This is a genomic window from Arthrobacter sp. 05T420 (assembly GCF_056396305.1).
Genome location: NZ_JBFTLG010000013.1, coordinates 18404 through 29928, shown reverse-complemented (window position 1 = coordinate 29928; position 11525 = coordinate 18404). Strand labels below are relative to the sequence as shown.

Annotated in this window: 10 protein-coding genes; 5 read left to right on the top strand and 5 right to left on the bottom strand. The window is 65.7% G+C overall.

What is annotated here, in order from left to right:
- Window positions 1–135: 135 nt before the first annotated feature.
- Window positions 136–564, bottom strand: a complete 429-nt coding sequence (locus tag AC1DEM_RS13525; RefSeq protein WP_090581955.1) for an OsmC family protein — start codon at window positions 562–564, stop codon at window positions 136–138.
- A 150-nt stretch (window positions 565–714) separates the two neighbouring features.
- On the opposite strand from AC1DEM_RS13525, the gene AC1DEM_RS13520 reads away from it, so the two are divergent.
- Window positions 715–1098: a VOC family protein gene (locus AC1DEM_RS13520; protein WP_476884848.1), complete on the top strand. Its 384-nt coding sequence runs from the start codon at window positions 715–717 to the stop codon at window positions 1096–1098.
- A gap of 49 nt (window positions 1099–1147) precedes the next feature.
- Here the strand turns inward: AC1DEM_RS13520 and AC1DEM_RS13515 are convergent, their stop codons facing one another.
- From AC1DEM_RS13515 to AC1DEM_RS13500, 4 genes are all read right to left on the bottom strand, one after another.
- On the bottom strand, window positions 1148–1498 hold the full coding sequence (locus tag AC1DEM_RS13515) for a hypothetical protein (RefSeq protein ID WP_223917119.1): 351 nt from the start codon (window positions 1496–1498) through the stop codon (window positions 1148–1150).
- Window positions 1499–1658: 160 nt separating this feature from the next.
- A complete protein-coding gene (gene sucB / locus AC1DEM_RS13510; protein ID WP_476884847.1) occupies window positions 1659–3386 on the bottom strand; it encodes a 2-oxoglutarate dehydrogenase, E2 component, dihydrolipoamide succinyltransferase in 1728 nt (575 codons plus the stop codon).
- Between the two features lie 126 nt (window positions 3387–3512).
- On the bottom strand, window positions 3513–4898 hold the full coding sequence (lpdA, locus tag AC1DEM_RS13505) for a dihydrolipoyl dehydrogenase (protein ID WP_476884846.1): 1386 nt from the start codon (window positions 4896–4898) through the stop codon (window positions 3513–3515).
- A 267-nt stretch (window positions 4899–5165) separates the two neighbouring features.
- Entirely contained in the window at window positions 5166–6707 is a 1542-nt protein-coding gene (locus AC1DEM_RS13500; protein ID WP_476884845.1) for a leucyl aminopeptidase, read from the bottom strand.
- Between the two features lie 378 nt (window positions 6708–7085).
- Between AC1DEM_RS13500 and AC1DEM_RS13495 the strand changes: the two genes are divergently transcribed.
- The 4 genes from AC1DEM_RS13495 to AC1DEM_RS13480 all read left to right on the top strand — a co-directional run bounded on the left by AC1DEM_RS13495 (window position 7086) and on the right by AC1DEM_RS13480 (window position 11496).
- Window positions 7086–8024, top strand: coding sequence for a proteasome assembly chaperone family protein (locus AC1DEM_RS13495; RefSeq protein WP_476884844.1), 939 nt, complete (start codon window positions 7086–7088; stop codon window positions 8022–8024).
- A gap of 34 nt (window positions 8025–8058) precedes the next feature.
- Window positions 8059–9390: an MFS transporter gene (locus tag AC1DEM_RS13490; protein WP_476884843.1), complete on the top strand. Its 1332-nt coding sequence runs from the start codon at window positions 8059–8061 to the stop codon at window positions 9388–9390.
- Between the two features lie 193 nt (window positions 9391–9583).
- Window positions 9584–10843 (top strand): sensor histidine kinase, encoded by a 1260-nt coding sequence (locus tag AC1DEM_RS13485; RefSeq protein ID WP_476884842.1) that lies wholly within the window; start codon window positions 9584–9586, stop codon window positions 10841–10843.
- Entirely contained in the window at window positions 10840–11496 is a 657-nt protein-coding gene (locus tag AC1DEM_RS13480) for a response regulator (protein WP_476884841.1), read from the top strand. The genes AC1DEM_RS13485 and AC1DEM_RS13480 overlap by 4 nt, the downstream gene beginning before the upstream one ends.
- Window positions 11497–11525 lie beyond the last annotated feature (29 nt).

Genomic DNA, 11525 nt, shown 5'->3' with positions numbered 1-11525 from the left:
CGACGGCGAGGACCCTTATCAAAGGATCCACAAAAAGGCCCCCGCCCTCCTGGAGATTCCGGGAGGGCGGGGGCCTTCGCTGCACTAGGTCTTTGAACTGCGGGCCCTTGAACTGCGGCCAGGAGCCTGGCGGAGCTAGGAGGCCAGGGTGGCATCCAGGGTGATCTCGATGCCGGTCAGGGCGGCGGAGACGGGGCAGCCGACCTTGGCTTCCCCGGCCAGCCGCTGGAAGTCGTCCGCAGAAATGCCGGGGACCCGCGCGGCGACGGTGAGGTGGCTGCCGGTGATGCCGGTGCCGGGCTGGAACGTCACGTCGGCCTTGGTGTTGATCTCCTCGGCCGTGAAGCCGGCCTGCGCCAGGCCGTTGCTGAATGCCATCGAGAAGCAGGCGGAGTGTGCTGCCGCGATGAGCTCCTCGGGACTGGTCTTGCCTTCGGCGGCCTCGGCGCGCGCCTTCCAGGTGACGTCGAAGTTGCCCAGCCCGGAGCTGTCCAGGGTGGTGTTGCCGGCGCCTGTCATCAGGTCGCCATTCCATACTGTGTGTGCGGTGCGTGTTGTTGCCATGTCCACTCCTCGACGTCGATGTGAATCAGGCATCCGGCGAGATGCCGGAGCCTGCCGTGATCAATCCTAGGGATTCTGCGCGGCCTCCGCACGAGGGTTCCGCTGTCAGAGGATTGTGACCCCTGGCAGAGTCGTCCGTACAGTGTCGTCATGGAAATTACCGAAGATGCGCACGCGCCTGCGGTGCCGTCGGCCCGCATCGCCACGATCATGGTCAACGCCGTCGATGCCGAACGACTGGCGCAGTTCTGGGCCGCACTGCTGGGCAGGGCGGTGTCGTCCCGCTTCGAACAGTTCGTCTGGCTCCGGCCCGCCGGTCCAGGAGCCCCGCAGTTGGCCTTCCAGCAGGTCTCGGAGCCCACGGAGGGCCGGCGGCGCCTGCACCTGGACATTCAGGGGTCCGACCCCGCGGCGCTGCGCGCTCACGCCGAGTCCCTCGGTGCCCGGTTCGTGGCGGACAATGACATTGGTGACTTCCATTGGGATGTTATGCAGGATCCCGAGGGCAACGAATTCTGCATCGCCGGCGACTGACAAGCCGCTTAGCGACAGCGGCGCCGTCATCGGAATTATCGTGCGGAAATTAGTTCCAGAGCGTGGCGACTGCGATGTTGATCAGTGCCATCCCGCCGACCGCGTGTGCCAAGCCTTTGGGGACGGCAGCCCCGGAAGCAGCCTTCCGGTACCCGATCACAGCGGCAACGAGAACAACGATGGCGATCAGCAATTTTACGGCGATCTTGACGTAGTTGACCGGTTCGTGGGTGGCACCCAAGATCCCTACGAGCGCAAGCCCGGTGACCAGCTGCGCAATGGCACCATAGAGTTGCACCGGCAGGACGGTGGGCTTCTTGAAGGTGGCGAACCAGCCACCGACGATTGCGGCAGCGCCTAGGATGTGCAGGAAGACCAGGATGTCAATGGCGATTTTCATGGGGACAGTCTAGCCAGGGATTTCTACAGAACGTAGTAGGCCTCGCCGCGGCCCCGTGAACAGCTTGCGGGCCAACGGCAAACGGCGACGGCGGCACGGGCACTGCGGTGGTTTCCCACCGGCGCCCGCACCGCCGTCGCCGTCGGTTTGTTTTTAGACCCTAGAGCCCGAGGTCGGCTTCGAAGGCGCCTTCCTCAAGGCGTGCCTTCAGCGTCTGCAGGAAGCGTCCCGCGTCGGCGCCGTCCACCAGGCGGTGGTCGTACGTCAGGGAGAGGTACATCATCGAACGGATGGCCAGCGAGTCATCGCCGTTCTCGTCGGCGACCACGACGGCCCGCTTGACGATCGCGCCAGTACCAAGGATGGCAACCTGCGGCTGGTTGATGATTGGGGTGTCGAACAGGGCGCCCACGGAACCGATGTTGGTGATGCTGAAGGTTCCGCCGGAGAGCTCGTCCGGGCCGATCTTGCCGTTGCGGGTGCGGTCGGCGACGTCGGCGATCTTGCCGGCCAGGCCGGCCAGGTTCAGGTTGCCGGCGTCGGAGATGACCGGAACCAGCAGGCCCTTATCAGTGTCCACCGCAATCGCCAGGTGCTCGGCGTTGTGGTAGGTGATCTCCTGCTTGTCCTCGTCGTAGGAGGCGTTGACCTTCGGGTGCTGCTTCAGGGCCTCGGCAACAGCCTTGGCGATGAAGGGCAGGAAGGTCAGCTTGGAGCCGTTCTGGGCCTGGAAGGAGTTCTTGGCCTTGGCGCGCAGCTTGGCCACCTTGGTCATGTCGACCTCGTGGACCTGCGTCAGCTGGGTGGAGATGTCCAGCGACTCGCGCATGCGCCGGGCGATGACCTGGCGGATGCGCGGAGCCTTCTGCACGGTGCCGCGCAGCGAGGACGCTGCACCAGCGGCGGGTGCAGTTGCCGGTGCTGAGGCCGTTGCCGCGGTGGCGGGGGCCGGTGCGGCCTTCGCCTCGGCAGCTGCCAGCACGTCCTGCTTGCGGATGCGGCCGCCGACGCCGGTCCCGGTCAAGGCAGCAATGTCGACACCCTGCTGGTTGGCCAGCTTGCGGACCAGGGGAGTGACGTAGCCGGACTCTGCCGGTGCGGCAGCTTCCGTCCTCTCCGGTGCGGCGGGGGCAGCCGGAGCAGCCGGGGCAGCGGGGGCTTCTTGCTTCGGTGCTTCCGGGGCCGCGGGAGCTGCTGCCGGCGCGGGGGCTGCCGGAGCTTCCTGCTTCGGGGCTTCCGGTGCGGCGGCGGGCGCCGGTGCGGCGGGTGCTGCGGCGCCGGAACCGATGACGGCCAGGACGGAGCCGACCTCGGCGGTCTCGTCCTCGTTGACACGGATTTCCAGGAGGGTTCCGGCAACGGGGGACGGGATTTCGGTGTCAACCTTGTCGGTGGAGACCTCGAGCAGCGGCTCGTCGACCTCGACGGTGTCGCCGATGCTCTTCAGCCAGCGGGTAACGGTGCCCTCGGTGACGCTTTCGCCCAGGGCAGGCAGCGTGACGTCGTGGCCTTCGCCGGCGGGAGCAGAAGCAGGAGCTGCAGCCGGTTCTTCTGCAGCCGGGGCTGCGGGAGCCTCGGCCTCGGCCTCGGCGGCCGGGGCCTCTTCGGCGGGGGCGGCGGCCGGAGCCTCTGCAGCGGCCGGGGCGGCGTCACCCGAGCCGATGCGGACCAGCGGGGCGCCAACTTCAGCTGTCTCGTCTTCGGCGACGAGGATTTCCTCGATCACGCCGGCGATCGGAGAGGGGATTTCGGTGTCTACTTTGTCGGTGGAGACTTCGAGCAGCGGCTCGTCCACCTCTACCCGGTCACCGACCTGCTTGAGCCAGCGGGTGACGGTTCCTTCGGTGACGCTCTCACCGAGGGCGGGCAAGTTAACGGATTCAGACATGTCGTCCCCGTTCTCCTTATTGATCTTTGTGCGGATGATTGCTGCCTTGTTCGAGCTTAGTGCACCCGGCTTTTCCGGCCGGGTGCACTAAGCACGGAGTTCTTGCGGTGGTGCGGGCGGAGATGCCTAGCCGTGGAGGGGCTTGGCCGCCAGCGCCAGGTGCGCCTCGCCCAGGGCTTCGTTCTGGGTGGGGTGGGCGTGGACCAGCTGGGCCACGTCCTCCGGGTAGGCTTCCCAGTTCACGATCAGCGCGGCTTCACCGATCTGCTCGCCCATGCGGGCGCCGATCATGTGAACGCCCACTACGGGGCCGTCCTTCTGGCGGACCAGCTTGACCAGGCCGGACGTACCCAGGATGGAGCTCTTGCCGTTGCCGGCCAGGTTGTATTCCTGGGTCTGGACCTGGTCCTCGCCGAACTTCTCCTTGGCGGCCTTCTCGCTGTAGCCGACGGTGGCGATTTCGGGATCGGAGTACGTGACCTTGGGGATGTTGATGTCCTCGACGATGACCGGCTTCAGGCCGGCGATCTCTTCGGCGACGAAGATGCCCTGCTGGTAGCCGCGGTGTGCAAGCTGCACTCCGGGGACGATGTCGCCGATGGCGAAAATGTTGCCGACGCCGGTGTGCAGGCGCTCGTTGGTTATAACGAAGCCGCGGTCGATGGTGATTCCGGCCTCTTCGTAGCCGAGGTTCGCCGTGACGGGGCCGCGGCCGACAGCTACGAGCAGCAGGTCGGCTTCAAAGGTCTTGCCGTCCACGAGGGTGACCTTGACGCCGTCGTCGTTCTGCTCAACGCCCTGGAAGAAGACACCGGTGGAGAACTTGATGCCGCGCTTCTTGAAGGCGCGCTCAAAGGCCTTGACGATCGTGGCGTCCTCATTCGGAACCAGCGACGGCAGGCCCTCGACGATCGTGACGTCGACGCCGAACGACTTCCAGACCGAAGCGAACTCGACGCCGATCACGCCGCCGCCCAGGATGATCGCGCTCTTGGGGATGTAATCCATGGTGAGGGCTTCGTCGGAGGTGATGACCTTGCCGCCGATTTCCAGGCCAGGCAGCGTGCGGGAGTAGGAGCCGGTCGCGAGGACAATGTTCTTGCCCTTGTACGCGGTGCCGTTCACGACGACGGTGTCGGTGCCCTGAAGCTTGCCTTCACCCTCGATGACGGTGATGCCCTTCTTGCCCTTGATCAGACCCTGCAGGCCCTTGAACTTACCGGCAATGATGCCGTCCTTGTAAGCGTTGACGGCGGTGATGTCGATGCTGTCCAGGGTCACGTTGACGCCGTACTTGGCCGAGTCGCGGGCATGGTCGGCCAGTTCCGCGGAGTGCAGCAGGGCCTTCGTGGGGATACAGCCGTTGTGGAGGCATGTGCCGCCGAGCTTGCCCTTTTCGATGAGGCCGACGGTGAGGCCAAGCTGGACAGCACGCAGTGCGGTGGCGTAGCCGCCGCTGCCGCCGCCGAGTACCAGGATGTCGAATTCTTGCGCAGTTGCCTGATCGGCCACTAAAACGCTCCCTCGCGTGAACGATGACACGAGAGTACGCATCATCTGGTCTTGGAACCTGCCTGCTGTGATTGTGCCAGCCGGCCGGTTCCCTTTCATTTGTGACTACTACATTTGTGTCTGCTTCTGGGAAACAAGGTTTACCTTAGCGAACCACTAATACATGCTCCACCTTGCCATGGCGTTTGTGGAGCGCTTGTGTCCAGTGTCACGCGGCTTTGTGGCCGAGGAGGCATCGCCGCCCCGGCCACAGTGCCGCGATGCTGGCTAGACGGACTTGGCGAGGATGTCCTCGACGTAAGCCACCAGAGTCCGGACGGTACAGCCCGTGCCCTGCTTGTGGTTGTAGCCGTAGGGGCTGCCGTTATTAAACGACGGGCCGGCGATGTCGATGTGTGCCCACGGGATCTGTTCGCCGTCTTTGCCCTTGCCCACGAATTCGCGCAGGAAGACGGCCGCGGTCATCATGCCGCCGTGGCGTTCGCCGATGTTGGCAATGTCCGCGACCTGGGAGTCGAGGCTGGCCCGGAGCTCTTCCGGCAACGGCATCGGCCAGACGAGTTCGCCCGCCCGGTCGGCGGCGGTCTTGATGGCGCCGGTGAGTGAGTCGGAGCCCATCACCCCGGCGGTGCGGTCGCCCAGGGCGATCAGCTGGGCGCCGGTCAGCGTCGCGACGTCAATGATGGCGTCCGGGAATTCCTGGCTGGCGGCGACGATGCCGTCGGCCATGACCAGGCGGCCCTCGGCGTCCGTGTTGAGGACCTCGACGGTCTTGCCGCCGAACATCGTCAGGACGTCGGCCGGGCGCTGGGCAGCGCCGGAGGGCATGTTCTCGGCGATGCAGAGCCATGCGGTCGCCTTGACGGGCAGTCCGAGGCCCGCCAGGGCCAGGACGGTGTTCAGGACGACGGCGGCGCCCGCCATGTCGGACTTCATGTCGCCCATGCCCAGGGCCGGCTTGATGGAGATGCCGCCGGTGTCAAAGGTGATGCCCTTGCCCACGAGGGCGATTTTGGCCGTGGCCTTGGCCGGGGCGTACTCGACCTTCACGAGGCGGGGCTGCCGGGTGGAGCCCTTGCCGACGCCGAGGATGCCGCCGAAGCCCTCCTTCTCAAGGCGCTTCTCGTCCCAGACCGTCACCTTGACAGGCAGGCCCTTGGCCAGATCCCTGGCGGCGTCGGCGAAGGACTCGGGGTAGAGGTGGCTCGGCGGCTGGTTCACCAGGGTGCGGGTCGCGTTCACGGCCGTGCCGATCAGGGACGCCCGCTGCAGGACCGGCTGGAGCGCCTTGTCCGTGGCGAAGTCGGTGCGGATGACGACGTTCTTCACCGGATCCTTGAGCCCGTCCTTGGAGGTCCGGAACTCGGTGTAGGAATAGGCGCCCATCGCGGCGCCCTCGGCGACGGCCGCGACCTCGGCCAGGGTCGTCGTCGGAAGTGCCATAGTGACTGTGGTGACGCCGGCCAGCTGGCGGACGGCCGAGCCGGCGGCGCGGCGCAGTGCCTCCTCGGACAGCGGCTGCGTCACTGAGATTTTTTTCGCCGGCAGCTTGCCGACGCCGGCGAGGAGCAGGACGGTGGCCCCAGTCTCGGGCAGGCCGGGCAACCGGTGGGCCTGGTCCGGCGCGCCGGTAATGCCAAGAACGCTCAGTGATTCCGCCAGGGCCTCCGCGGCCTTGGCCGTCAACGGATTGTCGAGCAAAACGGGGCCGTCGGGGCCCTGTCCGACGCCGATGACGAGGGCATCGCTGGGGGATTTCCTCAAATCCCCTGCGACTGCACTAAGTTTGACTTCACTATTCTTGACCACGAGGACAGTCCTCAATTCTCTGTGATGGTTCTCGGTGATATTCGGCAGGAACTGCATGTTTGGCGCCCTGCCAGGGATCCCGGGGGCGCCGTCGGTCTGGGACGCAACCCGGTGTCTGCACTACAGGCCCTGGGGCCATGTCCGATCGTAGTCTCTCGGCAGTGCGGAAATTGAATCGAATGAGAGCTGGAGCACACCCCGGGCAGGAATTAGCCCGGGCCCCGAGGCGTTGTATTGATAGCGGCGCTGCCGTGCGGTGAGTGCCTCATGGGACTGGCCGGCAGGATCTGCCTGATTGCTCGGGTTCTGCTGGGCACCGTCCCGACGACGGACCGCACCCCGCTTCTCCCACCGCCGCCATCGTGAAAGGAACACGCCGTGATTGAACGGATTTCCGGCTCTTTGCTGGATCCCCAGTCGCTCTACATCCGTGATGCCGCGCTGTTCTCCAGCCCCGAACTGCGCGGACTCAACCTCGTCATGGGGTTCACCGGTTTCGCCGACGCCGGCCACGTGGTCCGGCAGATCACCGCTGAACTGCTGGACACGCTCGATGCCCAGATGATCGCGGAGTTCGACGCCGACCAGCTGATCGACTACCGCTCCCGTCGCCCGCAGATCAGCTTTGTCGAGGACCACCTGCAGGACTACCAGGCCCCAAGCCTGGCCCTCTACCGGCTGGTCGACGGGCTGGGCAGCCCGTTCCTGCTCCTTGCCGGGTTCGAGCCGGACCTGCAGTGGGAGCGCTTCGCACGCGCCGTCGTCGGCCTCGTCGAGGACCTTGACGTCAACCTCGTCACCTGGATCCATTCGATCCCGATGCCCGTGCCCCACACCCGGCCTGTCGGTGTAACGGTGCACGGCAACCGGCCGGAGCTGATCGAGGGAATCTCGGTGTGGAAGCCCACAGTGGAGGTCCCGGCCGCGGTGGGACACATCCTGGAGCTGCGCCTGACGGAGGCCGGCCGGAACGTCGCCGGCTATGTGATCCATGTGCCGCACTACCTGGCCGAAGCTGAGTACCCCACGGCCGCAGTGGCCGGTCTGGAGTACTTGGGAGCGGCGACGTCCCTTATGCTGCCGGCCGACCGCCTGCGCGAGGCAGGACGCGAGGTGGGCCGGCAGATTGCCGAACAGATCGAGGCCTCCGAGGAGGTCCAGCAGGTGGTTTCGCGGCTGGAGGCCCGGTACGACGAAAAAGCCGAGGGGACGGTCCGGAGGTCGCTGCTGGCAGATGAGAACGACCAACTTCCCAACGCCGATGCCCTTGGTGCTGCCGTCGAGGCGTACCTGGCCCGTAAAGAACCCGGCCAATAAATACTATTTATCATGAACCGGGCATAATGGGAGAGTGACCTCTCCCCGCGCCTGGCTGATCTGGATCGTCGGGATCTTTGCCTATCTCGTGGCGGTCAGCCAGCGCACCTCCTTCGGCGTGGTCGGCCTGGAGGCAACGGAACGCTTCCACGCCAGCGCGGCCCAGATCTCCTTTTTCACCGTGCTGCAGCTGCTGGTCTATGCCGCGCTGCAGATTCCCGTAGGCGTCCTCGTGGACCGGTTCGGCTCCCGCGCCATGCTGGCCGGCGGCGGTGTCCTGATGGGACTCGGCCAGCTTCAGTTGGCGTTTGCCGACAACATCCCCGGCGGAGTCCTAGGACGTGTACTGGTAGGCGCCGGGGACGCCATGACGTTTATCTCCGTGATCCGGCTAATCCCGCTCTGGTTCGCGTCGGGGCGTGTGCCGCTGCTGACCCAGCTCACGGGCATGTCCGGGCAGCTGGGCCAGCTGTTCAGCGTGGTGCCGTTCGCGATGATCCTGCACTCCGCGGGGTGGACTCCTGCTTTCCTGACACTCGCCGCGATGTCGGGCCTCGCCGTCGTGCTGGTCCTCCTCCTGCTGCAGGACCTGCCGCCCGGGCACCCGCCTCCCTCGCCCTCCCAGGGGCTACGCGCCACCGGCATTTCGCTGGCGCACGCCTGGCGGCAGCCCGGCACCCGGCTCGGACTCTGGAGCCACTTCACCGTCCAGTTCAGCGGCACGGTCTTTGCCATGACGTGGGGCTACCCGTTCCTGATTTCCGCACAGGGGCTGGATCGCGGCACCGTCTCGGCCCTCATGGCGCTGTACGTGGCCGCCGCAATTGCCGCCGGACCTTTGATGGGCAGATTTGTTGCCCGGCATCCGCTGCGGCGCTCCACCATGGTGCTGCTGATTTCGGGGTGCACCGCCGCCGCGTGGGCAGCGGTGCTGCTGTTGCCGGGACGCTCGCCGCTCTGGCTCCTGGCTGCCCTCGTGGTGACGCTGGCCGTCGGCGGTCCCGGCTCCATGATTGGCTTCGACTTCGCCCGGACCTTCAACCCGGCGCACCGGCTGGGCACCGCCACCGGGATTGTCAACGTGGGCGGCTTCATTGCCGCACTGGTCTCCATCTACCTGATTGGGCTGGTGCTTGACCTCCTGCACGCCAGCGGGTTCTCCCAGGGGGAGCTCTACGGCCTGGATTCGTTCCGGGTGGCGCTGAGCGTGCAGTTCCTGCTGCTTGCCGGGGGAGCCTGCGGCATCATGGTGACCCGGCGGAAAGTCCGGCGCCAGATGGCGGCCCAAGGGGTCATGGTTCCGCCGCTGCTCAAGGCCCTCGCTGCGCAGCGCAGGCTGGTCGCGGAGCGCCGCCGCACTCCCTGATCTCTTGTTTTGCAGGCCAGGGCGAGTCGATCTGAGGGGCCGCACGAAACCCGCGGAAGCTGTCGAAGCCTAGTTGCCTCCCCACGTCCGTCGTGGCGGACTGATCATCCGTAAGAGTGAAGTTGTTCATCATCCGGGTGGAACTCACCCGGAATCAGCCTTGGTGGTGTGGAAGCCCGCTTAGGGTGAAGGCATGTTCAAAACGATCCAGCCAGTGAGGCTCCTGGCAGCACCGGCTACGGCCGCGCTGCTGATGGGGACGCTCGTTGTCCTGGAGGAGCGCCATTTCGACCAGAACAGCGCCCTGCTGCTGGCACTCCTCACGGGTGTCGCCGTGGCGGAGGTCCTGCCGGCGGCAGCCCTGGGGCTGGTGTTCGTCGCCCTGGCCCTGCAGGGCCTCAAGGTCTTCCCAATGGTCTTTCTGTCCGGCGTGCTGAGCTACGCCGCCGTCCCGGTTGTCATCTTCTTCGCAGTGAGAGGTTGGAAAACCCGGAACCGGTGGATGGCACCCATGGCCGCTGTTTTATTTGCCGGTATCATCACGGTCAACTGGTTCGCCGACCGGACCTGGATCAACGTCATCTTCGCCAGCCAGATATACGGGAGGGGACTACTGCGAACCCTCACCTACGCTTTTCTGATCTTCGGGGCGTTCGCCGCCTTGAACCTCGCCGCCTGGGCGGTCGGTGTGGCGGTAGACACCGCCTCGAGGAGCCGCAGGGCGCAGCTCGCGGCGGAAACCCGACTGCGTGAAACGGCGACGGAACTTGCTGTCGAGCAGGAGCGCAACAGAATCGCCGGGGAGCTGCATGATGTCCTGGCACATTCGTTGACGGTCATCGTGGCGCAGGCCGACGGAATACGCCTCATCCACCGCGTGGAGCCGGAATCTGTCGAGGGAGCGTCCAGGGTCATCGCCGAATCAGCCAGGACCGCACTGGTCGAAACGCGGCGGCTGATCGAAGGCTTCTCCACTGACGTCAGCGACCAACCGGCGCACCAGGCTGAGGACCTGGCGATTCTTGCGGAAAGGTTGAACTCCAGCGGCATGCCGGTCCAGATAGAAACGACAGGCGACCCACAGGACATGACCCGCACGCAGCACCTAACGGTCTACCGGTTGGGGCAGGAGTGCCTGACAAATGCCTTCAAACACGGGGACCGGAGCCGGGGCGTGCGCCTGCACGTGGTCTGGAAAGACTCGTCCCTTGAACTCCGGATCCGCTCGTCGCTCGTCACCAGCCGCGCCGCGAGGCCGGAGACCACCCCACCGGGTCGCGGGATCGCAGGAATGAAAGCCCGCGCCGCAGCCGCGGGCGGCTGGATCGAAACTATCCAGGGCGATGAGACTTTCGAAGTGCTGGCGTTCCTTCCGTTGGCAGATCCCGGCCAGCAAGCAGCAGCGGACCCGAGCAGTCCCAGCCCCCGAATCTTGGCAGGAGCAAAGCCATGACTACTGCACCGATTCGGATTGCCCTGGCCGATGACCAGCCGCTGTTCAGTGCGGGACTCAAGATGATCCTGCGAAGCCAGGCGGATATGGATCTTGTCGGCGAAGCGGTCAACGGGGCAGCCGCCGTGGAACTCGTGCAGGAGACGTGCCCCGATGTGCTCTTGATGGACATTCGGATGCCTGTCATGGACGGAATCACGGCCACGAGGACGATCCTGGAAGCGCCCCGTCGGACTACCACCAAGATCATCGTTCTGACCACCATCCAGCACGACGAAGCCGTTGTCCGGGCCATCCAGGCCGGCGCCGCAGGCTTCCTGACCAAAGACACCACGCCCGACTTCCTGCTGGCCGCGATCCGAACGGTCCACTCGGGCCATTCGGTGATCGCGCCCGCCATTACAAACGAACTGCTCCGCGACTACACCACGCCCTCGGCCGGGAACGACGCCGTCCTGGCAGAGCTGTCCGGGCGGGAACGCGACGTGTTCCGGCTGACCGCCAAAGGGCTTGGTAATGCCGAGATCGCCGCGTCACTCGTACTCAGCGAGGCCACAGTGAAGTCCCATGTGGGCAGCATCCTGTCCAAACTCAAGCTGAAGAACCGCATCCAGCTGGTCGCCTTCGCCTACGAAAACAACGTACTGAACTAGCCCCACCGTCCACCCGCCGGGGCCTTCGC

Excerpts from the sequence above, each read along its gene's own strand:
- AC1DEM_RS13525 (WP_090581955.1), bottom strand. The coding sequence starts at position 564 with ATGGCAACAACACGCACCGCACACACAGTATGGAATGGCGACCTGATG.
- AC1DEM_RS13520 (WP_476884848.1), top strand. The coding sequence starts at position 715 with ATGGAAATTACCGAAGATGCGCACGCGCCTGCGGTGCCGTCGGCCCGC.
- AC1DEM_RS13515 (WP_223917119.1), bottom strand. The coding sequence starts at position 1,498 with ATGAAAATCGCCATTGACATCCTGGTCTTCCTGCACATCCTAGGCGCT.
- sucB (WP_476884847.1), bottom strand. The coding sequence starts at position 3,386 with ATGTCTGAATCCGTTAACTTGCCCGCCCTCGGTGAGAGCGTCACCGAA.
- AC1DEM_RS13485 (WP_476884842.1), top strand. The coding sequence starts at position 9,584 with ATGTTCAAAACGATCCAGCCAGTGAGGCTCCTGGCAGCACCGGCTACG.
- AC1DEM_RS13480 (WP_476884841.1), top strand. The coding sequence starts at position 10,840 with ATGACTACTGCACCGATTCGGATTGCCCTGGCCGATGACCAGCCGCTG.